The 20,902-nt window shown below is 62.9% G+C and carries 22 protein-coding genes; all 22 read right to left on the reverse strand.

Annotation, left to right across the window (positions count from 1 at the left end; translation table 11 throughout):
- Positions 1-2,214: a chemotaxis protein CheA gene (locus ACSSU5_RS03090; protein WP_264312205.1), complete on the reverse strand. Its 2,214-nt coding sequence runs from the start codon at positions 2,212-2,214 to the stop codon at positions 1-3.
- A gap of 12 nt (positions 2,215-2,226) precedes the next feature.
- A complete protein-coding gene (locus ACSSU5_RS03095) occupies positions 2,227-3,015 on the reverse strand; it encodes a protein phosphatase CheZ (RefSeq protein WP_492560577.1) in 789 nt (262 codons plus the stop codon).
- A 20-nt stretch (positions 3,016-3,035) separates the two neighbouring features.
- Positions 3,036-3,410 carry a chemotaxis response regulator CheY gene (locus ACSSU5_RS03100; protein ID WP_077068541.1) on the reverse strand — a complete coding sequence of 125 codons (375 nt, stop codon included), beginning with the start codon at positions 3,408-3,410 and terminating at the stop codon, positions 3,036-3,038.
- Between the two features lie 118 nt (positions 3,411-3,528).
- A complete protein-coding gene (gene fliA, locus ACSSU5_RS03105; protein WP_033699449.1) occupies positions 3,529-4,269 on the reverse strand; it encodes an RNA polymerase sigma factor FliA in 741 nt (246 codons plus the stop codon).
- The gene (gene fleN / locus ACSSU5_RS03110) at positions 4,266-5,099 is read right to left on the reverse strand and encodes a flagellar synthesis regulator FleN (RefSeq protein WP_264312203.1); all 834 of its coding nucleotides are present in this window, start codon (positions 5,097-5,099) and stop codon (positions 4,266-4,268) included. The genes fliA and fleN overlap by 4 nt, the downstream gene beginning before the upstream one ends.
- 93 nt (positions 5,100-5,192) lie before the next feature.
- Complete coding sequence (gene flhF, locus ACSSU5_RS03115) at positions 5,193-6,500, reverse strand: flagellar biosynthesis GTPase FlhF (RefSeq protein ID WP_264312202.1); 1,308 nt, start codon at positions 6,498-6,500, stop codon at positions 5,193-5,195.
- Positions 6,501-6,511: 11 nt separating this feature from the next.
- Complete coding sequence (gene flhA / locus ACSSU5_RS03120; protein ID WP_264312201.1) at positions 6,512-8,641, reverse strand: flagellar biosynthesis protein FlhA; 2,130 nt, start codon at positions 8,639-8,641, stop codon at positions 6,512-6,514.
- A gap of 210 nt (positions 8,642-8,851) precedes the next feature.
- Positions 8,852-9,994 (reverse strand): flagellar biosynthesis protein FlhB, encoded by a 1,143-nt coding sequence (gene flhB / locus ACSSU5_RS03125; RefSeq protein ID WP_264312200.1) that lies wholly within the window; start codon positions 9,992-9,994, stop codon positions 8,852-8,854.
- Positions 9,995-9,996: 2 nt separating this feature from the next.
- Positions 9,997-10,773 (reverse strand): flagellar biosynthetic protein FliR, encoded by a 777-nt coding sequence (gene fliR, locus ACSSU5_RS03130; protein ID WP_492560578.1) that lies wholly within the window; start codon positions 10,771-10,773, stop codon positions 9,997-9,999.
- A gap of 7 nt (positions 10,774-10,780) precedes the next feature.
- Positions 10,781-11,050, reverse strand: coding sequence for a flagellar biosynthesis protein FliQ (gene fliQ, locus ACSSU5_RS03135; RefSeq protein ID WP_492560579.1), 270 nt, complete (start codon positions 11,048-11,050; stop codon positions 10,781-10,783).
- Positions 11,051-11,071: 21 nt separating this feature from the next.
- Positions 11,072-11,827, reverse strand: coding sequence for a flagellar type III secretion system pore protein FliP (fliP, locus tag ACSSU5_RS03140; protein WP_264312198.1), 756 nt, complete (start codon positions 11,825-11,827; stop codon positions 11,072-11,074).
- A complete protein-coding gene (gene fliO, locus ACSSU5_RS03145) occupies positions 11,827-12,261 on the reverse strand; it encodes a flagellar biosynthetic protein FliO (protein ID WP_492560580.1) in 435 nt (144 codons plus the stop codon). Before fliO ends, fliP begins: the two co-directional genes overlap by 1 nt.
- 12 nt (positions 12,262-12,273) lie before the next feature.
- Positions 12,274-12,738, reverse strand: a complete 465-nt coding sequence (gene fliN, locus ACSSU5_RS03150) for a flagellar motor switch protein FliN (RefSeq protein WP_027593021.1) — start codon at positions 12,736-12,738, stop codon at positions 12,274-12,276.
- 47 nt (positions 12,739-12,785) lie between these two features.
- Positions 12,786-13,754, reverse strand: coding sequence for a flagellar motor switch protein FliM (fliM, locus tag ACSSU5_RS03155; protein WP_027593022.1), 969 nt, complete (start codon positions 13,752-13,754; stop codon positions 12,786-12,788).
- 9 nt (positions 13,755-13,763) lie between these two features.
- Positions 13,764-14,261 carry a flagellar basal body-associated protein FliL gene (gene fliL / locus ACSSU5_RS03160; RefSeq protein WP_264312195.1) on the reverse strand — a complete coding sequence of 166 codons (498 nt, stop codon included), beginning with the start codon at positions 14,259-14,261 and terminating at the stop codon, positions 13,764-13,766.
- A gap of 218 nt (positions 14,262-14,479) precedes the next feature.
- Complete coding sequence (locus ACSSU5_RS03165; protein WP_492560581.1) at positions 14,480-15,745, reverse strand: flagellar hook-length control protein FliK; 1,266 nt, start codon at positions 15,743-15,745, stop codon at positions 14,480-14,482.
- A 72-nt stretch (positions 15,746-15,817) separates the two neighbouring features.
- A complete protein-coding gene (locus ACSSU5_RS03170) occupies positions 15,818-16,165 on the reverse strand; it encodes an Hpt domain-containing protein (RefSeq protein ID WP_492560582.1) in 348 nt (115 codons plus the stop codon).
- Between the two features lie 60 nt (positions 16,166-16,225).
- A complete protein-coding gene (locus ACSSU5_RS03175) occupies positions 16,226-17,917 on the reverse strand; it encodes an ATP-binding SpoIIE family protein phosphatase (RefSeq protein ID WP_492560583.1) in 1,692 nt (563 codons plus the stop codon).
- Positions 17,918-17,925: 8 nt separating this feature from the next.
- Complete coding sequence (locus ACSSU5_RS03180; RefSeq protein WP_264312191.1) at positions 17,926-18,231, reverse strand: STAS domain-containing protein; 306 nt, start codon at positions 18,229-18,231, stop codon at positions 17,926-17,928.
- 78 nt (positions 18,232-18,309) lie between these two features.
- Positions 18,310-18,762 carry a flagellar export protein FliJ gene (gene fliJ / locus ACSSU5_RS03185; protein WP_492560584.1) on the reverse strand — a complete coding sequence of 151 codons (453 nt, stop codon included), beginning with the start codon at positions 18,760-18,762 and terminating at the stop codon, positions 18,310-18,312.
- Positions 18,763-18,768: 6 nt separating this feature from the next.
- Positions 18,769-20,127 (reverse strand): flagellar protein export ATPase FliI, encoded by a 1,359-nt coding sequence (fliI, locus tag ACSSU5_RS03190; protein WP_264312188.1) that lies wholly within the window; start codon positions 20,125-20,127, stop codon positions 18,769-18,771.
- Positions 20,117-20,881 carry a flagellar assembly protein FliH gene (gene fliH / locus ACSSU5_RS03195; RefSeq protein WP_264312187.1) on the reverse strand — a complete coding sequence of 255 codons (765 nt, stop codon included), beginning with the start codon at positions 20,879-20,881 and terminating at the stop codon, positions 20,117-20,119. Before fliH ends, fliI begins: the two co-directional genes overlap by 11 nt.
- Positions 20,882-20,902 lie beyond the last annotated feature (21 nt).

Here is a 20,902-nt window from a genome sequence, read left to right on the forward strand (position 1 = left end):
TCAAATACGCCGCGCGGCGTAACGCTTGAGCATGCTCGGGACGTCGAGGATCAACGCGATGCGACCGTCGCCGGTGATCGTGGCCCCGGACATGCCCGGCGTGCCCTGCAGCATCTTGCCCAGCGGCTTGATTACCACTTCTTCCTGGCCGACCAGTTGATCGACGACAAAACCGATGCGTTGGGTGCCCACCGACAGGATCACCACGTGGCCTTCATGCTGCTCTTCATGCACCTGGCCCTGCACCAGCCAGCGCTTGAGGTAGAACAGCGGCAGCGCCTTGTCGCGCACGATCACCACTTCCTGGCCATCGACCACGTTGGTGCGCGACAGGTCGAGGTGGAAAATCTCGTTGACGTTGACCAGCGGGAAGGCGAAGGCCTGGTTGCCCAGCATCACCATCAGGGTCGGCATGATCGCCAGGGTCAGCGGCACCTTGATGACGATCTTCGAGCCCTGGCCCTTGGCCGAGTAGATGTTGATCGAGCCATTGAGCTGAGAAATCTTGGTCTTCACCACGTCCATGCCGACACCACGGCCGGACACGTCGGAGATCTCGGTCTTGGTCGAGAAGCCCGGGGCGAAGATCAGGTTGTAGCAGTCCGACTCGCTCAGACGCTCGGCGGCGTCCTTGTCCATCAGGCCCTTTTCCACCGCCTTGGCACGCAGGATATTGGGGTCCATGCCCTTGCCGTCATCGGAGATCGACAGCAGGATGTGGTCGCCTTCCTGCTCGGCCGACAGCACCACCCGGCCGGTACGTGCCTTGCCGGCGGCTTCACGCTCGTCAGGCATCTCGACGCCATGGTCGACCGCGTTGCGCACCAAGTGCACCAACGGGTCGGCCAGGGCCTCTACCAGGTTCTTGTCCAGGTCGGTCTCTTCACCGACCAGCTCCAGGTTGATTTCTTTCTTGAGCTGGCGGGCCAGGTCGCGAACCAGGCGCGGGAAGCGGCCGAAGACTTTCTTGATTGGCTGCATGCGGGTCTTCATGACCGCCGTCTGCAAGTCGGCGGTGACCACGTCGAGGTTCGACACGGCCTTGGACATGGCCTCGTCACCGCTGTTCAGGCCCAGGCGCACCAGGCGGTTACGCACCAGCACCAGTTCGCCGACCATGTTCATGATCTCGTCCAGGCGCGCGGTGTCGACGCGCACGGTGGTTTCCGCCTCGCTGACCGCATGCTTTTCTGCCGCTGGGGCCGGCGCGCGGGGTGCAGGCGCAGGCTTGCTGGCGGCTGTCGGGGCCGGGGCCGGCTTGGCCACCGGCTTGCTCTCGACCTTGGCGGCGACTGGCGCATCGACCGCAACGGCATCGCCCGAGAACTTGCCCTTGCCGTGCAACTGATCGAGCAAGGCTTCGAACTCGTGCTCGCTGATTTCGTCGCTGGTCGTGCTGGCCGGTGCAACGCTTTCGGGCGCTGTCGCCGCCGGCGCATTGGCCGCGGGCAAAGCGTCGGCCTGGAACGTGCCTTTGCCATGCAATTGGTCGAGTAGCGACTCGAATTCTTCATCGGTGATTTCGTCGCTGACGGGCGTCGCGGCGCTTGCCACCGGTTCGGCAGCGACTTCGGCGCTGAACTGGCCTTTGCCATGCAACTGGTCGAGCAGCGATTCGAATTCGGCGTCGGTGATTTCATCACCGGCGCCGCTGACGGTTTCGCCTTGCATCTGCTCATCGGCGGCGGCCTGGGCCTTGACCGCGTCGAGCGAGTCGAGCAGCTGTTCAAATTCGCTGTCGGTGATGTCCGGCTCTTCAGCAGGTGCCGCAGCGACCGGTTCAGCGGCGGCCTCAGGCACTGCGGCGGCGACTTCGTCGGCAGCCGCAGGCTCGGCCAGACGCGACAACGCCGCCAGCAGCTCTGGGGTGGCCGGGATGACCTCGCTGCGCTCGCGAACCTGGCCAAACATGCTGTTGACCGTGTCCAGCGCTTCGAGCACCACGTCCATCAATTCTGCGTCGACCCGGCGCTCACCTTTGCGCAGGATGTCGAACACGTTCTCGGCGATATGGCAGCACTCCACCAGCTCGTTGAGCTGGAGGAAGCCGGCGCCCCCTTTTACAGTGTGGAAACCGCGAAAAATGGCATTGAGCAGGTCGGCATCATCGGGTCGGCTTTCCAGCTCGACCAATTGCTCGGACAGTTGCTCAAGAATTTCGCCGGCTTCTACCAGGAAATCCTGAAGGATTTCTTCATCGGCGCCGAAGCTCATTAAACGTGCTCCTTAAAAACCCAGACTGGACAGCAGATCATCGACATCGTCCTGACCGGACACGACGTCTTCACGCTTATCGGCATGAATCTGCGGACCTTCACCCCGAGTCGGATGTTTTTCTTGATCTTTTTCAGCACGCAGCTGCTGGTGGTCATGTTCGATACCGGCAAAACGGTCGACTTGACTGGCCATCAGCACGAGCTTGAGCAAGTTGCTTTCCACCTCGGTGACCAACGCGGTGACGCGCTTGATCACCTGGCCGGTCAGGTCCTGATAGTCCTGAGCCAGCAGAATGTCGTTGAGGTGGCCGGAAACCTTGCGATTGCCTTCGGCGCTGTGCGTCAGAAAACTGTCGACACGTTTGACCAGGTCACGGAATTCCGGCGCGGCAACTTCGCGGCGCATGAAGCGCTGCCAGTCCACGCTCAGGGCCTTGGCCTCGCCCGCCAGGTCGTTGAGCACCGGGGTGCTTTCTTCGACCAGGTCCATGGTGCGGTTGGCCGCACTCTCGGTCAGCTTGACCACATAGGACAGGCGCTCGGTGGCGTCGGTGATCTGCGAGACCTCCTCGGCCTGCGGCATGTGCGGGTCGATCTGGAAGCTGACAATTGCACTGTGCAGCTCACGGGTCAGCTTGCCGACTTCCTGGTACAGGCCGCGGTCGCGGGTCTGGTTCAGCTGATGGATCAGCTGCACCGCCTCGCCGAAGCGCCCTCGTTCCAGGCTTTCGACCAGCTCCTGGGCATGCTTCTTCAGGGTCGATTCGAACTCCCCCAAAGACGTTTCTGATGAATCCATGGCGCGCCCCCTGACGTGACTCAGCCGTTGACGCGTTCGAAGATCTTCTCGATCTTTTCTTTGAGCACCTGAGCGGTGAACGGCTTGACCACGTAACCATTGACGCCGGCCTGGGCCGCTTCGATGATCTGGTCACGCTTGGCTTCGGCGGTCACCATCAGTACCGGCATGGTTTTCAGCTTTTCGCTGGCGCGGACTTTGCGCAGCAGGTCGATACCGGACATGCCCGGCATGTTCCAGTCGGTCACCAGGAAGTCGTAGTGGCCGTTTTCCAGCATCGGCAACGCCGTGGTGCCGTCGTCGGCTTCGTCGGTGTTGGTGAAGCCCAGATCACGTAGCAGGTTCTTGATGATCCGCCGCATCGTCGAAAAGTCGTCAACGATGAGGATTTTCATGTTCTTGTCCAATTAGACCTCCAAGCAGTCTCAGACGCGCTCGGTCCCCGAGCACGCATTCATTCAATTCGGCACAACGTGAAACGACTGCAGCGTCTTCAACGGCGAACGGCGGCGACTAGCGCGCCCGCCATTCACCCAGACGGCTGCGCAAACGTGCGGCGCACTGGCTGTGCAACTGGCTCACGCGCGATTCGCTGACCCCCAGCACCTCACCGATTTCCTTGAGGTTCAGCTCTTCGTCGTAGTACAGCGCCAGCACCAGCCGCTCGCGCTCTGGCAGGTTGGCGATCGCATCGGTCAGGGCAGCCTGGAAGCGCTCGTCTTCAAGGTCCCGCGACGGTTCGACCTGGCCACTGGCGCCGTCCTCGTGCAGCCCTTCGTGCTCGCCGTCCTGCAACAGGTCGTCGAAGCTGAACAGTCGGCTGCCCAGGGTATCGTTCAAAATCCCGTAGTAATCGTCGAGACTCAATTGGAGTTCGGCAGCAACCTCATGATCTTTAGCGTCGCGACCGGTTCTTGCTTCCACGGCGCGCATTGCATCACTGACCATGCGTGTATTGCGGTGCACCGAACGCGGCGCCCAATCGCCCTTGCGCACCTCGTCCAGCATCGCGCCGCGGATGCGGATGCCGGCGTAGGTCTCGAAGCTGGCGCCCTTGCTGGCGTCATATTTGTTGGCCACTTCCAGCAAGCCGATCATGCCGGCCTGAATCAGGTCTTCGACCTGGACGTTGGCCGGCAGCCGCGCCAGCAAGTGATAGGCGATGCGCTTGACCAGCGGGGCGTAGCGTTCGATCAGCTCGTACTGGGCGTCTTTCGACGCCCTGCTGTACATCTTGAAGCCGCTCGCACTCATAGCACCGGTCCTGCGCTGGTGGGCTGCACCAGACGCTCGACGAAGAACTCCAGGTGCCCGCGCGGGTTGGCCGGCAACGGCCAGCTGTCGACCTTCTGCGCAATGGCCTTGAAGGCCAGCGCGCACTTGGAGCGAGGGAAGGCTTCGTACACCGCGCGCTGCTTCTGCACCGCCTTGCGCACGCACTCGTCGTACGGCACCGCGCCCACGTACTGCAGGGCGACGTCTAGGAAGCGGTCGGTGACCTTGGTCAATTTGGCGAACAGGTTGCGCCCTTCCTGCGGGCTCTGAGCCATGTTGGCCAGCACGCGGAAGCGGTTCATGCCGTAGTCACGGTTGAGCAGCTTGATCAGGGCATAGGCATCAGTGATCGAGGTGGGTTCGTCGCAGACCACCAGCAACACTTCCTGGGCCGCGCGAACGAAACTGACCACTGAGTCACCAATACCCGCAGCGGTATCGATCACCAGTACGTCGAGGTTGTCGCCGATGTCACTGAAGGCCTGGATCAGGCCGGCATGCTGGGCCGGCGCCAGGTGCACCATGCTCTGGGTGCCGGAGGCCGCCGGCACGATGCGCACACCGCCCGGCCCCTGCAGCATCACATCGCGCAGCTCACAGCGCCCTTCGATGACATCGGCCAGGGTGCGTTTTGGGGTCAAGCCAAGCAATACGTCGACATTGGCCAGGCCCAGGTCGGCGTCCAGCAACATGACCCTGCGGCCAAGCTCGGCCAGCGCCAGAGACAGGTTCACTGAAACGTTAGTCTTGCCGACGCCACCTTTGCCACCGGTGACGGCGATCACCTGTACGGGATGCATGCTACCCATGTCTGTTCTTTACCTTGTCTCGCTGGGACTCAGGCCACACGTGAGGCAATTCTGCGTGCCCCTTGGCATAGCTACTTTGCACACGCTTCATCATCAGCCCGCTCGCCGCGGGTTGTGGTAGAGATCAGCGAACATGTCGGCCATGGCCTCTTCGCTGGGCTCGTCCTGCTGCTGCACATTGACCGCGCGGGTGACCAGCTGGTGCGCCCGTGGCAAGTGCAAGTCGTCAGGAATGCGTGGCCCATCGGTCAGGTAGGCCACCGGCAATTCATGACTGATGGCAAGGCTCAGCACGTCGCCGAGGCTTGCCGTTTCATCGAGTTTGGTCAGGATACAACCGGCCAGGCCACAGCGCTTGTAGCTGTGGTAGGCGGCGGTCAGCACCTGCTTCTGGCTGGTGGTTGCCAGCACCAGGTAGTTCTTCGCGGCGATGCCGCGGCTGGCCAGGGTTTCCAGCTGCATGCGCAGGGCCGGGTCGCTGGCCTGCAGGCCGGCGGTATCGATCAGCACCACGCGCTTGCGCAGCAGCGGCTCCAGCGCCTGGGCCAGGGACTGGCCCGGGTCGACGTAGGTCACCGGCACGTTGAGGATCCGCCCCAAGGTCTTGAGCTGCTCCTGGGCACCGATGCGGAAGCTGTCCATGCTCACCAACGCCAACTGCGGCGCGCCGTACTTGAGCACATAGCGCGCGGCCAGCTTGGCCAGGGTAGTGGTCTTGCCCATGCCGGCGGGGCCGACCATGGCGATCACACCGCCCTCTTCGATCGGCTCGACCTCAGGGACTTCGATCATCCGCGCCAGGTGCGCCAGCAGCATGCGCCATGCCTGGCGCGGCTCTTCGATTTCGGTGGTGAGTTCGAGCAGTTCACGGGCAATCGGCCCAGACAGGCCGATGCGCTGCAGACGGCGCCAGAGGTTGGCTTGCTGCGGTTTGCTGCCTTGCAGCTGGCTCCAGGCCAGCGAGCCGAGCTGCACTTCCAGCAGCTCGCGCAAACCCGACAGCTCCGAGCGCATGGCATCGAACAGCCGAGGATCGACCGGTGCCGGGGTAGGCGCAGCAGCAGGCGCCGGGGCATCCACGTGCGGCTCGACCAGCGGCTCCGAGGCGGTCAGCGACTGACCGGCGAACAATTGGCGGTTGTTGTCGCTGTTGTCGCTGCGCTGGTCCAGTTCGGCCTGGGCCGTGGCGATACGCGTGTGGGTCTTGCGCAGCTCTTCTTCAAGCTCGGCGTTGGGCACGCGCGGGGCCAGGGCGGACAACTTGTAGTCCAGCGCGGCTGTCAATTCAACACCACCGGCGATGCGGCGGTTACCGATGATGGCGGCATCGGAGCCAAGCTCATCCCGGACCAGCTTCATGGCCTGACGCATATCGGCGGCGAAAAATCGCTTAACTTGCATTATCCACTACCTCAGCCGTTAGGGCCCACGGTGGCAACGATGGTGACTTGCTTGTTGTCAGGTATTTCCTGATACGCCAGAACATGCAAATTCGGTACAGCCAGGCGACCGAAGCGCGACAACATGGCGCGGATCGGGCCGGCGACCAGAAGAATGGCCGGCTGGCCCTGCATCTCTTGGCGCTGGGCCGCCTCAATCAGCGAACGCTGCAGCTTTTCGGCCATGCTCGGTTCCAGAAGAACACCGTCTTCCTGACCCTGCCCGGCCCTTTGCAGACTATTGAGCAAAATCTGTTCCAACCTTGGTTCAAGGGTGATCACTGGCAGCTCCGACTCAACGCCGACAATGCTTTGCACGATGGCGCGACACAATCCGACGCGCACCACTGCCACCAGCGCGGCGGTATCTTGACTCTTGCCGGCGTTGTTGGCGATAGCCTCGGCGATGCTGCGGATGTCGCGCACCGGCACTTGCTCGGACAACAACGCCTGCAGCACCTTGAGCAGGCCCGACAAGGAAATGACACCCGGCACCAACTCTTCTGCAAGTTTAGGCGATGCCTTGGACAACACCTGCAGCAGTTGCTGGACCTCTTCGTGGCCGATCAGCTCGTGACAGTGCTTCTGCAAAATCTGGTTGAGGTGGGTGGCCACCACGGTACTGGCATCGACCACGGTATACCCCAGCGACTGCGCCTGGGACCGCTGACCCACGTCAATCCACACCGCCTCCAGGCCAAAGGCCGGGTCGCGCGCGGCAATGCCGTTGAGGGTGCCAAATACCTGACCTGGGTTGATCGCCAGCTCCCGGTCGGGGTAAATCTCCGCTTCAGCCAGGATCACCCCCATCAAGGTCAGGCGGTAGGCACTGGGCTGCAGGTCGAGGTTGTCGCGAATGTGCACGGTGGGCATGAGGAAGCCCAGGTCTTGGGACAGCTTCTTGCGCACGCCCTTGATCCGCGCCAGCAACTGGCCACCCTGGTTGCGGTCGACCAGCGGAATCAAGCGGTAGCCGACCTCAAGGCCGATCATGTCGATCGGGGTGACGTCGTCCCAGCCCAGCTCCTTGGTCTCCAGCGCACGCTGTGGCGAGGGCAGCAGGTCTTGCTGACGCTGCGCCTCCTGCTGGGCCTTGACCTTGACCTGTTGCTGTTTCTTCCACACAAGGTATGCGCCGCCACAGGCCAACAGGCCGAGGCCGAGGAACGCCACATGCGGCATGCCCGGCACCAGGCCCATGACGATCATCAGCCCACCGGAGACCGCCAGGGCCTTGGGCGAGTCGAACATCTGCCGGTTGATCAGCTTGCCCATGTCTTCCGAGCCCGAAGCCCGGGTAACCATGATGGCCGCCGCCGTGGACAACAGCAGGGATGGCAATTGCGCCACCAAACCGTCACCGATGGTCAGCAAAGCGTACACCTTACCGGCTTCGCTGAATGGCATGCCGTGCTGGAGCATGCCGATGAGCATGCCGCCGATGAGGTTGATGAACAGGATCAGCAGGCCGGCAATGGCGTCGCCGCGCACAAACTTGCTGGCACCGTCCATCGAACCGTAGAACTCAGCCTCCTGCGCCACCTCGGACCGGCGGGCCTTGGCCTGGGCCTGGTCGATCAGGCCGGCGTTGAGGTCGGCGTCGATGGCCATCTGCTTGCCAGGCATCGCATCGAGGGTAAAGCGTGCGCTCACCTCGGAAATACGCCCAGCACCTTTGGTGACGACCACGAAGTTGATGATCATGAGGATGGCGAACACCACCGCACCGACCACGTAGTTACCGCCGATGACCACTTCACCGAAGGCCTGGATCACCTTGCCCGCGGCGCCGTGACCCTCCTGGCCGTGGAGCATGACCACACGCGTGGACGCCACGTTCAGCGCCAGACGCAGCAGGGTCGCCACCAGCAGGATGGTCGGGAACGCGGCGAAGTCGAGCGGGCGCAGGGCGTAGACGCAGACCAGCAGCACCACGATCGACAGGGCGATGTTGAAGGTGAAGAACACGTCGAGCAGGAACGGCGGTATTGGCAGCATCATCATTGCCAACATCACCAGCAGCAACAGCGGCACACCCAAGTTGCCCCGGCCGAGGCCGGCCAGGTTGTGGCGTGCGTTGTTGATTAACTGAGTGCGATCCACCGCGAGTCCTCTTGATGCAAAACTTTGACGCCCAGGGGGCGCCTGGGCGTGGCTCTGCAAGAAGCCTTCCAACTTTTACATTTGCGCGGTCAGGGCGGGCCCTTTCGCGGGCAAGCCCGCTCCCACAGGCATCATCCATGCCCTGAAGTCATGTAGAAAACCTGTGGGAGCGGGCTTGCCCGCAAAAGGGCCAGCAGCCCTGGCACAAAGCTAACTGTCGCGGCGCAAATCCGGCGGGATCGGCAAATCGTCCTTCAACGGCTCCGGCCGCTTGCCCTTGCCCGACCGGTACTGACGAATCTGGAACACATACGCCAACACCTGCGCCACCGCCAGGTACAACCCCGCCGGGATCTCCTGCTCAAGCTCGGTGGAGTAATAGATCGCCCGCGCCAGGGCCGGCGATTCGAGGATCTGGATCTTGTGCTCGACACCAATCTCACGAATCTTCAACGCTATGAAATCGGTACCCTTGGCCAGCAGCAATGGCGCCACCCCGCCCTTCTCCGGGTCGTACTGCAGGGCCACGGCATAGTGCGTCGGGTTGGTGATAATTACGTCTGCCTGCGGTACGGCCGCCATCATGCGCCGCTGCGATGCCTCGCGCTGCAACTGGCGAATACGCTGCTTGACCTCAGGCTTGCCCTCCGAGTCCTTGTACTCGTCACGCACTTCCTGCTTGGTCATCTTCATTTTCTTGTGCGTCTGCCACAGCTGGAACGGCACGTCCGCAGCCGCAATCAGCAGCAGCCCCGCCGACATCCACAACGCACTCCACCCCACCACCTGGACACTGTGAATGATTGCCTGCTCCAAGGGCTCATTGGCAATGGACAGCAATGCCTGGCGGTCACCGACCAACACCACCACCGCGACGATCAGGATCACGAAAAACTTGGCCAACGCCTTGAGCAACTCGGTCAAGGCATGCATCGAGAACATGCGCTTGATCCCCGACAGCGGGTTCATGCGGCTGAATTTCGGCTGCAGCAGGCTGCCAGAAAACAGGAAACCACCCAGCATGATCGGGGCTACGAAAGAGATCACGAACAGCAGGATGAGCACAGGCTGCACTGCCCAGATCGCCATCTTGCCCGAGGCCAGCAAAAACGCACCCATGGCGCGCTCGTCGACGATCATGTCACGGGTCAGGCTGAAGTTCATGCGCATCACGCTCAGGAGCGTCTCGGCCAAGTACCCGCCAAACATCAGCAGGCCGCCGGCGCCGGCCAGGGTCACCGCCACCGTGTTCAACTCCTTGGAGCGGGCGATCTCGCCTTTTTCGCGCGCGCTGCGCTTGCGTTTTTCGGTGGGGTCCTCTGTCTTGTCCTGACCGCTCTCGCTTTCAGCCATGCTCAGCGCGCCCTTGCCAGTTCACGCAACCATTGCAGCGCGTCGCTGGCCAATGCCTGGTAATGGGAAAGAATATCGGCCAGGCCGACCCAGAAAATCCCCATACCCATGACCAGGGTCAGCGGGAAACCAATGGAGAAGATGTTCAACTGTGGCGCCGCGCGCGTCATCACGCCAAAGGCGATGTTCACCACCAACAACGCCGCTATCGCTGGCAAGACCAGCAACAGCCCAGCACCGAACACCCAACTCAGGCGCCCGACCATTTCCCAGAACTGGTTGACCATCAGCGCATTGCCCACCGGCAAGGTGGTGAAGCTCTCGGTCAGCACCTCGAACACCACCAAATGCCCGTTCATCAGCAAGAACAGCACACTGACCAACATGGTCATGAACTGGCTGACCACCGCGACGTTGACGCCGTTGGCCGGGTCGACCATCGAAGCGAAGGCCATGCCCATCTGAACCGCGACAATCTGGCCGGCGATGACGAAGGCCTGGAACAGCAACTGCAACGAGAAACCGAACAACGCGCCGACGATGACCTGCTCGCCACACAACAACAGGCCCTGCAGGCTCAACGGTTCGAACTCGGGCAAGGGCGGCAGCGCCGGGACGATCACGACGGTGATGGCCACCGCCACGTACAGGCGCACCCGTGCCGGCAGCATGCGCGTGCCGAAGATCGGCATGGTCATCAGCACCGCCGTCACCCGGAACAACGGCAGGATGAAGGTGGCGACCCAGGTGCCAATCTGTGCGTTGGTCAGCTCCAGCATGGCCGTGTCAACCGATCAGCTGCGGGATGCTGGTGTAGAGGGTGGTGATGTACTCCATGAACTTTTGCACCAACCAAGGCCCGGCGACGATCAGCGTGATCAGCATCACCAACAGACGCGGCAGAAAGCTCAGGGTCTGTTCGTTGATCTGCGTGGCGGCCTGGAACATCGCCACCATCAAGCCCACCAGCAGGCTCGGCACCACCAGGATGGCGACCATCAGCGTGGTCAGCCAGAGGGCATCGCGGAACAGGTCGACAGCAACTTCAGGGGTCATGCATGGCTCTCCTTGACGGCGTCAGACGCCGCCGAAACTACTGGCCAGTGTGCCCATGATCAGCGCCCAGCCATCAACCAGAACGAACAGCATGATCTTGAACGGCAGCGAGATGATCAGCGGTGACAGCATCATCATACCCATGGCCATCAGCACGCTGGCGACCACCATGTCGATGATCAGAAAGGGGATGAAGATCATGAAACCAATCTGGAACGCGGTCTTGAGCTCGGAGGTGACAAAGGCCGGCACCAGGATGGTCAGCGGCACCTGGTCGGGGCCTGCGATGTCGGTGCGCTTGGACAAACGCATGAACAGGTCCAGGTCGCTCTGCCGGGTCTGCGCCAGCATGAAGTCCTTGAGCGGCACCTGGGCCTTGTCGATGGCCTGCTGGGCGGTCATCTGCTCCTTCAGGTACGGCTGCAGCGCATCCCGGTTCACCCGGTCGAACACCGGGGCCATGATGAACATCGTCAAAAACAGCGCCATGCCGGTCAGAATCTGGTTCGAAGGCGTCTGCTGCAGGCCCAGGGCCTGACGCAAAATCGAGAACACGATGATGATGCGGGTGAAGCTGGTCATCAGGACCACGAACGCCGGGATGAAGCTCAGCGCCGTCATGATCAGCAGGATCTGCAGGCTGACCGAATACTCCTGTTGCCCGTCCGCCCCATTGGACAGGGTAATGGCCGGGATCGACAGCGGGTCGGCGGCCAGGGCCAACGGCGCGGCCAGCAGCAGCGCCAAGGTCAACATCATGCGCAGCACGCCGGTCATCACTTCTTGTCCTTCTGATCCTTGCCCATCAGCTCCATCAGCCGCTGGGCAAACTCCGGCGCCGCCTGACGGGCAGCAGCGGGCACTTCGACGGGTTCGGCCAGCACATGCAGGGCCTCGATGCTGCCTGGGGTGTGGCCGATCAGGATCTGCTCCTTGCCGACCTGCACCAGCAACAGCCGGTCACGCGGGCCGATGGCCCGGCTGCCGACGATCTCGATCACCTGCCCGCCCTTGACCGCCGCGCCCTGCATACGGCGCAACAACCAGGCCAGGAAGAAGATCAGGCCAACCACCAACAGCAGGCCAAAGACCATCTGCGCCAGCTGCCCACCCAGGCTGCCGGGTGCGGCGGCAGTGCTCGCCGTGGGGCTTGCCGCCGCGCAAGCCAACTGGCTGGCGAACAGCCCGGCAACGGCGGCGCCGGCGCGCATCGAGCCCTTCACTCAGCGCAGCTTCTTGATACGTTCGCTGGGGCTGATCACGTCGGTTAGGCGGATGCCGAACTTCTCGTTGACCACCACCACTTCGCCATGGGCGATCAGCGTGCCGTTGACCAGCACGTCGAGCGGCTCGCCAGCCAGGCGATCAAGCTCGATCACCGAACCCTGGTTCAGCTGCAGCAAGTTGCGGATATTGATCTCGGTGCTGCCCACTTCCATGGAAATGTTCACCGGAATATCCAGGATCACGTCCAGGTTTGGGCCTTCGAGGCTGACGTTCTCGTTCGGCCGCGGCGAGCTGGCGAACTCTTCCATTGGCAGGCGGCCCGCACCGCTGTTGCCGGTGTCGCCACCCAGCAGCGCATCGATATCGGCCTGGCCGGCATCACCGGTTTCCTCCAGCGCCGCGGCCCATTCGTCGGCCAGGGCCTGGTCCTCTGGGGAGGTGATCTCGTTTTCGTTAGCCATGATTTCCTCGACAGGCATTCAATTCGTAGTGAGCGACCGGCACGCCGTCAGCGGCGTTCGATCGGGTCGATGATCTGCAGCGCCAGGTTGCCCTTGTGCGAACCCAGGCGCGCCTTGAACGACGGCACGCCGTTAGCGCGCAGCACCAGGTGCTCGGGCAGCTCCACCGGGATCACATCGCCAGGCTGCATGTGCAGGATGTCGCGCAGCTTCAGCTGGCGGCGGGCAACGGTGGCGGTCAGTGGCACGGCGACGTCCAGCACGTCCTCGCGCAGGGCCTTGACCCAGCGCTCGTCCTGGTCGTCCAGGTCGGACTGGAAGCCCGCGTCGAGCATTTCGCGCACTGGCTCGATCATCGAGTACGGCATGGTCACGTGCAGGTCGCCGCCACCGCCGTCCAGCTCGATGTGGAAGGTCGACACCACCACCGCCTCGCTGGGGCCGACGATGTTGGCCATGGCCGGGTTGACCTCAGAGTTCATGTACTCGAAGTTGACCGGCATGATGGCCTGCCAGGCCTCCTTGAGGTCGACGAAGCACTGGTCGAGGACCATGCGCACCACGCGCAACTCGGTCGGGGTGAACTCGCGGCCCTCGATCTTGGCGTGACGGCCGTCACCGCCGAAGAAGTTGTCCACCAGCTTGAACACCAGCTTGGCGTCGAGGATGAACAGCGACGTGCCGCGCAGCGGCTTGATCTTGACCAGGTTGAGGCTGGTCGGCACATACAGCGAATGCACGTATTCGCCAAACTTCATCACCTGCACGCCGCCCACCGCCACGTCGGCGGAGCGGCGCAACAGGTTGAACATGCTGATGCGGGTATAGCGGGCAAAGCGTTCGTTGATCATTTCCAGGGTCGGCATGCGACCGCGGACGATTCGATCCTGGCTGGTCAGGTCGTAGCTTTTGATACTGCCTGGCTCGGAAGCGCTTTCGGTCTGCACCAGACCATCGTCGACACCGTGCAACAGCGCATCGATTTCATCCTGGGACAGCAGGTCCTGTACGGCCATTGCGGACTCCTACTGCAATACGAAATTGGTGAACAGCAACTGGTCGATGACCGGCTTGCCGACTTCCTTCTGGGCGACTTCCTGGACCACGGCGGTGGCTTTCTGACGCAGCATCTCCTGCCCGACCGGGCTGGCGGCCAGGGTGTCGAAGCCTTGCCCAGAGAACATCATCACCAGGTTGTTGCGAATCACCGGCATGTGCACCTTGAGGGCATCCAGATCAGCCTGGCTGCGACCTTGCAGGGTGACGCTCAACTGCATGTAGCGCTGGCGGCCGTTCTGGTTGAAGTTGACCACGAAGGCCGGGGTGAGCACCTCGTAGATGGCTGCAGGCTTGACGTTGGCAGCTGCCGGGTCGGTGGCCGGCGCAGGCTCGCTCTTGTGCATGATGAACCAGGTAGCGCCCACCGACAGGCCGATTGCCAGCACCAGGCCCAGCACCAACAGCAGGATCAGCTTGAGTTTGCCATTTGTGGCGGGGTCTTTTACTGCTTCGGTATTCGCCATGCCAATAATCCGTCGTCCATCGGGGGTTCAAAGGAGGATGACGTGGCTTGAGCAAGTGTTATGCCAGATTTGGCGACCCCAGGGTTTATCCAGGTTTACCGGTGCTGGCCTCTTCGCGGGCAAGCCCGTTCCCGCAGGTACCTCACTGCCCTAGAAGCCAGTACAACACCTGTGGGAGCGGGCTTGCCCGCGAAGAGGCCAGCACAGACAACAGAACATCACGCGTAGTAATCGACCACACTGTCGCCAATCACCACCTGCTGCTCAACCGGTCTTGCACTGTCGACCTGCTCGGCGCCGCCCTGCCCGGCCTGCTGCCGCGCTGCAACGCCCGAGAGATTGCTGCCCTGCTCCTGCGCGTGCTGGTGCTGCTGCCCACGCGACTGGTCAGCAACGTTGACGTCCGGCTGCGCCAGCCCCTGCTGGGCAAACAACTCGCGCAGGCGGTGCACCTGGCTGTCGAGGGCGTCACGCACACCGGCGTGGCCGCTGATGAACGTCACTTGGGTCGACTGGTCCGTCGCAACATTGACGCGGATGTCCAACCGCCCCAGCTCTGCCGGCTCCAGCTGGATATCCGCCGACTTGAGGTTCTGGCTGGACAGGTACATGACCCGATTGACCAAGCCCTCGGTCCAGGCGCTCTGGTTCATCGGCAATGGCTGGTGCAAGGGGCTGGTACTCGCTGGCACGGCATTGGCGGTCTTGGCCGTGGCGGCCTGGGTCAGGCTGGCCAGTCGATCGGCGAAATCGTCGATGCGCGTGTCGCTGCTGGCGCTCTTGGTGTCTTTCAAGCCATCTTCGAACAGCGCGCCGAACGCCTTGTCGCCGGGCTCACCCGCGTCACCCTCGGCATTGTCGATCAGATTCGCCAAGGTATTGACGGCTGCCCGCCCCTCGTCGCCCTGGACCTGCGAAGGGTCCACGGCGTGTGCCGAGGTGGTGCCCTTGGCCTGAGCGCTCTGCTCCAGGGCCAGGCGCAAGGTCGGCAGGTTAGCCAAGGGGTCGGCGTCGGCGTCGAAGGCCTCTGCAGCGAGTGGCTCCTCAGGCAGCTCGGCAAGCGCCTGCGATTGTGCCGTGGCAGCCTGCAGCACCGGCGCCACCGCCTCGGCCTGGGCTTGAATCAATTGCGCCCCAGGTTGCGCATCAGTGACCTGGCCGGCCACCAGGCTGGCATCACGCAACCCCGTGTCGTTTGCGGCTGGCGCCTGATCTTCGGCTGGCAATTTGTTGCCGTCATCGGCAACCGACGGCTTGTCGGCAGCGTGTTTCTTGCCGCCGTGTGCCACCTCAGGTTTATCCTTGGGCTTGGCCTGGGCGACCTTGTCGTCGTGCCCGAACGCTTGCTGCTTGGCCATGACCTGGCCGAAGCCGCCGCCCGCGTCGCCCTGCGCCTGCAACGGCTTGTCGGCAATCGAGCCGGTTGCTCGCGACGATTTGCCTACGGCGCTTGGTTGCAACAAAGGATTGGGTGCGACAGGCATTGAGCGGTCTCCGCGCCAGAAACTGAAAAGTCATCCGGGCAAAGACAGGCAAAACTCGCGCCAACTCGCGCATCAGCCAGCCGAGATACCTTGCCCCTCGCCGCGGTAGAAGCGCCGAACCTCCACATACTCCTTGTCGATGCGGTTGATCAGGTCCTCGATGCCATACAAGGGTGGCTGCCGTACGCGGTCTTCGAGTTGCTGGCACAGGGCGGCCAGGGCGACAGCCCCCATGTTGCTGCTACTGCCCTTGAAACTGTGGGCCGCCGAGCCCAGTTCTTCAGCACTCTTGGCGGCGTGCAACTCGCTCAGGCGCCGCTCGGAGTCGTCCAGGAACGTCTGCACCAGGTGCAGGTAGCCATCCTCCATGACCTCACGCAGATCACTGAGCACCTTGTGGTCGATATGAATCTCTGTCACTTGTTCACTCCTTGATCAAGCCAGGGCGTGGCTCTTTATTAAAGCGCTCACCATAAGCGCTCACCACACGAACTCGACCCGCGCACAGCGACCACCCTCGCACCACTGGGCGTCGCTGCAGAGCCGCTGTACCAGGTTCAAACCACGGCCACTCAAGCCGTGCTCCCGGGATGGCCGCGACAGTACGCGCTGTACATCGAACCCTGCACCGCTGTCCCGCACCTCGATCATCAGACGCCCGCCTTCGGCAAGGGGTTCCACCTTGAGGTCGATACGCACGAAGCCGTCGGCCAATTCGCCCAAGCGCCGGGCACGCTCCCGGTAGTAGTCGGCAAAGCCCTGGACATCACGCTTGAGCCGCGAATTCAGGCCCAGCACGCCATGCTCCAGGGCATTGGAATACAGCTCGCTGAGCACGCTGTGCAGATTGCCGGTACGCGACTGCAGTGGGTGAATCTCCTGCAACAACTGCACCAGGTACGGCACCGGATTGAACCGCTTCAGGCTTTCGCTGCGCAGCTCGAAACCGAGCGACCAATCCAGCGGGCTGGGGCGGCCGCTTTCAGCGTAGATCATTGGCGCCGGCACCCGCTCATCAGCCGTGAACATGCGGATGTCACACAGGCTGATGTCATCCCGAGGGCGCCCGCCGAAACGCTCCAAGGCCAGCATCACCTCGTCGAACAGGCACGCCGGGTCACGGTTGTCGGCCAACACCTCATGCAGGCGCTCGACTCCGAACAAGCGCTCCTGATCATCGGCGGTGTCGAGCACCCCGTCCGACAACAGCAACAAGCGCTCGCCCGCCGCCAGCGGCAGCACTTCGGTGCTGTCATCGAAGCGCTCGGGGGCAAGAATGCCCAGCGGCAGATGGCGCGAGGCAAGCGTCGACAGCACTACGCCGCCCGCCGACAAGCGATAGCCGTCGGGCATGCCGCCGTTCCATACCTCCACCGAACCCCGCTGCACGCTCAGGTTGAGCATCAAGGCACAACAGAACATATCCACCGGGAGGATGCGCTTGAGCTTGGCGTTCATCTCGCGCAGGGTCTGCGCCAGGCCATAGCCTTTGGCCGTCATGCCGTAGAACACCTCGGCCAGGGGCATGGCGCCGACGGCGGCAGGCAGGCCGTGGCCGGTGAAATCCCCCAGCAGCACCTGCATGTCCCCGGAGGGCGTGAACGCTGCCAGCAGCAGGTCACCGTTGAACAATGCGTAGGGCGATTGCAGGTAGCGGATATTGGGCGCGGCCAGGCAACCGGCATGGGCCACCTTGTCGAATACCGCCTTGGCCACCCGTTGCTCGTTAAGCAGGTGGTGATGGTGGCGGGTGATCTCGTCGCGCTGGGCGAGCACGGTGGCCTGCAGCCGGCGCAGGCGGTCCATGGCGCGTATCTTGGCCGCGAGGATCACCGCACTGTACGGCTTGGCCATGAAGTCATCGCCGCCCGCTTCCAGGCAGCGCACCAGCGCATCTTCTTCGTTCAGCGAGGTCAGGAAAATGATTGGCACCAGCGCCTCGCCGGCCAGGGCCTTGATCTGCCGGGCCGCTTCGAAACCGTCCATGACCGGCATCAACGCATCGAGCAGCACCAGTTGCGGGCGGCGCTCGACAAACAGCGCCACCGCTTGCTCGCCATTTTCCGCCGTGAACACCTGATGGCCCTGGCGCCGGACGATCTGCGCCAGCAGCAAGCGGTCTGCCGCCCCGTCTTCAGCGACCAGCACGGTCAACGCCTGTTCGGCAGCCATCACCAGGCTCAACTGATATCGAACAGTTTTTCGAAATTGGAGATGGCGAGGATCTTGCGCACATCGGAGCTGGCATGCACCACGCGCACATCCGAGTCGTCGCCGCCCGCGTGATCGCGCAGCAACAGCAGCATGCCGAGCGCGGAGCTATCGAGGTAGGTGGTGTCTTTCAGATCGACCACCACCGAGTCCGGCCGATCAGGCTGGCGCTCGTAGGCGTCGCGAAACTCCTGATGCTTGCCGAAATCGAAGCGCCCCTTGATCTTGATCGTGAGCTTTTTCCCGTCCTGCGAAAAAACAGTCTCGACTGCCATGCTAGCGATTCCTTCGATGATGGCGGATGCAACTTTAAGGTTTAGCAGCCTGAAGTGGGCGTGGCAAGCTAGCACCGGCTACAGATGATTTTGCCGGGGCAAGCGTTGCGACAACTCGTCCAGCAAACGCTGCTCGCGCTTGTCTTCGGCCCGCCGCGCTTCCTCCAGGTAACGCTGTACCAGCTTGCGCAACCCCTCCACCCGGGCATAGGCCTGCTGCCAGGTGCCGCGGGCGTTGTTCAGGTTGTTCTGGTGCCAGCTCAGGCTCTGGCGCTGCTGGGTCATGGCTGTTTCCAGTTGCCCGAGAAAACGCTGGTAGTTGACCAGCCAGTTGCCATTGACGCCCTGCCCGCCGCGGTTGATCCACTGCAGCTGGTAGTCTTCGCGAAACCGCTCCAGCTCGGCCAACTTGACTTGGGACTGGGCCACCTGCTGCTGGAAATGCCCCAGACGCTGGGCGGCCTTGCGCTCGGCTTCTTCGGCCATAGCCACCACCGGCGCCAGGCGCGCAGCACGTCCGGGCAGCGCCATGGCCTGTTAACCGCCCGCCGGAGGCGTGAAAATCGCCCCCAGCTGCTCGCGGCTCTGCGCCATGCCGACGTTCTCGTCCAGGCCTTGGCGCAGAAAGTCCACCAGCCGTGATTGCAGGGCGATGGCCAGGTCGGTCTCCGGGTCGCCCCCGGGCACATAGGCACCCACGCTGATCAGGTCACGGCTCTGCGACAGGCGCGACCACAGCTGCTTGAACTTTTGCGCCTGACGCAGATGATCGGCATCGACCACCTGGGGCATGACCCGGCTGATCGAGGCTTCGATGTCGATTGCCGGGTAGTGGCCTTCTTCGGCCAAGCGGCGCGACAGCACGAAATGCCCGTCGAGCACACCCCGCGCCGAGTCAGCGATCGGGTCCTGCTGGTCATCGCCTTCCGACAATACTGTGTAGAAGGCGGTGATCGAACCGCCGCCGGGCTCGCCATTACCCGCCCGCTCCACAAGCTTGGGCAGTTTGGCGAACACCGACGGTGGGTAACCGCGTGTCGCGGGCGGCTCGCCGATGGCCAGGGCGATCTCGCGCTGGGCCTGGGCAAAACGGGTCAGCGAGTCCATCAACAACAGGACATTCTTGCCCTTGTCCCGGAAGTACTCGGCAATGCGCGTGCAATACATGGCAGCGCGCAACCGCATCAGCGGTGCATCATCGGCAGGCGATGCGACCACCACCGAGCGCTTTAAGCCTTCCTCACCGAGGATATGCTCGATGAATTCTTTCACCTCACGGCCCCGTTCACCGATCAGCCCGACGACGATGATCTCGGCTTCGGTAAAACGCGTCATCATGCCCAGCAACACCGATTTACCCACGCCGGTACCGGCAAACAGGCCCAGGCGCTGGCCGCGACCTACGGTCAGCAGGCCATTGATGCTGCGAATGCCCACATCCAGCGGCACGCTGATGGGGTCGCGGTTGAGCGGGTTGATGACCGGGCCGTCCATCGGCACCCAGTCTTCGGCCTTCATGCCACCTTTGCCATCGAGGGCGCGCCCGGCACCATCGAGCACCCGCCCGAGCATGCTCATGCCCATGGGCAAGCGGCCACCGTCATCCAGCGGTACCACCCGCGCCCCAGGGGCAATGCCGACGATGCTGCCGACAGGCATGAGGAACACCTTGGAGCCAGCAAAGCCCATGACCTCAGCTTCGACCTGCACCGGGTGGTAGCTGTCATCATTGATCACCAGGCAGCGGCTGCCCACCGCAGCGCGCAGGCCTTCGGCTTCCAGGGTAAGGCCGACCATGCGCAGCAGGCGACCCTCGACAACCGGCTGGGTCGGCAGCTCTATGGTCTCGGCGTAACTGCCCAGGCGCTTGCCGAAACTGGTGCGATCAAGGCGCATCGGGGTGATCCAGGTCGATGGAAACATCCGCCGGTGCCGGGTGCAGCGAATGGTCGTGAAGCTGATCGAACAGCTGCGCCACGGCCTTCTCGATACGCGTTTCCATGCTGGCGTCGATACGGCTATGGGCGGTTTCGATGCGGCAGCCACCTGGCAGCAGGGCTTCGTCTTCGAGCAGCCGCCAGTTTTCCTCGTGACGCTCGCGCAGGGCCTTGGCCAGCTCGAAGTCCTGGGGATTGAGGTGAATGCGGATGTTGTCCGCGCCCATCGGCAGCAACTTCAGGGCTTCGCGCAGTACATGGGCGATCTGACTGGAATCGCTGCGCAGCTCGCGGCCGATCACCTGGCGGGTCATGTGCGCGACCAGGTGCACCACGGTTTTTTCGATCTGCGTGTCCTGCTCGGCGATGGGTTCCATCAGGTTCACCATCAGCCGTTCGAGGCTTTCCAGCTTGGCTGCCAGGGCCTGCTCGGCTTCCTGGCGCACCTTCAGCTGGGTGCTGTGAAAGCCCTCGCGCTCACCGGTGGCGAAACCTTCGTTGTAGGCGTCCTGGCGAATGGCTTCGAGCTCTTCGAGGGTCAGCGGCTGGACTTCTTCCAGCGGCACTTCCTCGATTTCCTCTTCGATGACTTCGGGCTCAGGCTCGGGTTCAGGCTCGGGCTGCGGGTCGAAGCTGGGCAACGCCCAGACATCGACGCCCTCGAGGTCGCGGGCGCGGATCAGGTCGCTGGGGTGATGCTCTTTGCTGGACATGTTCTCAGGTACTCAAAACCC

Source organism: Pseudomonas sp. E1MeOHC2, from assembly GCF_058745025.1.

What these genes read in the sequence shown, in the direction of transcription:
- ACSSU5_RS03090 (WP_264312205.1), bottom strand. Translation starts at nt 2,214, where the DNA reads ATGAGCTTCGGCGCCGATGAAGAAATCCTTCAGGATTTCCTGGTAGAA.
- ACSSU5_RS03095 (WP_492560577.1), bottom strand. Translation starts at nt 3,015, where the DNA reads ATGGATTCATCAGAAACGTCTTTGGGGGAGTTCGAATCGACCCTGAAG.
- ACSSU5_RS03100 (WP_077068541.1), bottom strand. Translation starts at nt 3,410, where the DNA reads ATGAAAATCCTCATCGTTGACGACTTTTCGACGATGCGGCGGATCATC.
- fliA (WP_033699449.1), bottom strand. Translation starts at nt 4,269, where the DNA reads ATGAGTGCGAGCGGCTTCAAGATGTACAGCAGGGCGTCGAAAGACGCC.
- fleN (WP_264312203.1), bottom strand. Translation starts at nt 5,099, where the DNA reads ATGGGTAGCATGCATCCCGTACAGGTGATCGCCGTCACCGGTGGCAAA.
- flhF (WP_264312202.1), bottom strand. Translation starts at nt 6,500, where the DNA reads ATGCAAGTTAAGCGATTTTTCGCCGCCGATATGCGTCAGGCCATGAAG.
- flhB (WP_264312200.1), bottom strand. Translation starts at nt 9,994, where the DNA reads ATGGCTGAAAGCGAGAGCGGTCAGGACAAGACAGAGGACCCCACCGAA.
- fliR (WP_492560578.1), bottom strand. Translation starts at nt 10,773, where the DNA reads ATGCTGGAGCTGACCAACGCACAGATTGGCACCTGGGTCGCCACCTTC.
- fliQ (WP_492560579.1), bottom strand. Translation starts at nt 11,050, where the DNA reads ATGACCCCTGAAGTTGCTGTCGACCTGTTCCGCGATGCCCTCTGGCTG.
- fliP (WP_264312198.1), bottom strand. Translation starts at nt 11,827, where the DNA reads ATGACCGGCGTGCTGCGCATGATGTTGACCTTGGCGCTGCTGCTGGCC.
- fliO (WP_492560580.1), bottom strand. Translation starts at nt 12,261, where the DNA reads ATGCGCGCCGGCGCCGCCGTTGCCGGGCTGTTCGCCAGCCAGTTGGCT.
- fliN (WP_027593021.1), bottom strand. Translation starts at nt 12,738, where the DNA reads ATGGCTAACGAAAACGAGATCACCTCCCCAGAGGACCAGGCCCTGGCC.
- fliM (WP_027593022.1), bottom strand. Translation starts at nt 13,754, where the DNA reads ATGGCCGTACAGGACCTGCTGTCCCAGGATGAAATCGATGCGCTGTTG.
- fliL (WP_264312195.1), bottom strand. Translation starts at nt 14,261, where the DNA reads ATGGCGAATACCGAAGCAGTAAAAGACCCCGCCACAAATGGCAAACTC.
- ACSSU5_RS03165 (WP_492560581.1), bottom strand. Translation starts at nt 15,745, where the DNA reads ATGCCTGTCGCACCCAATCCTTTGTTGCAACCAAGCGCCGTAGGCAAA.
- ACSSU5_RS03175 (WP_492560583.1), bottom strand. Translation starts at nt 17,917, where the DNA reads ATGGCTGCCGAACAGGCGTTGACCGTGCTGGTCGCTGAAGACGGGGCG.
- ACSSU5_RS03180 (WP_264312191.1), bottom strand. Translation starts at nt 18,231, where the DNA reads ATGGCAGTCGAGACTGTTTTTTCGCAGGACGGGAAAAAGCTCACGATC.
- fliJ (WP_492560584.1), bottom strand. Translation starts at nt 18,762, where the DNA reads ATGGCGCTGCCCGGACGTGCTGCGCGCCTGGCGCCGGTGGTGGCTATG.
- fliI (WP_264312188.1), bottom strand. Translation starts at nt 20,127, where the DNA reads ATGCGCCTTGATCGCACCAGTTTCGGCAAGCGCCTGGGCAGTTACGCC.
- fliH (WP_264312187.1), bottom strand. Translation starts at nt 20,881, where the DNA reads ATGTCCAGCAAAGAGCATCACCCCAGCGACCTGATCCGCGCCCGCGAC.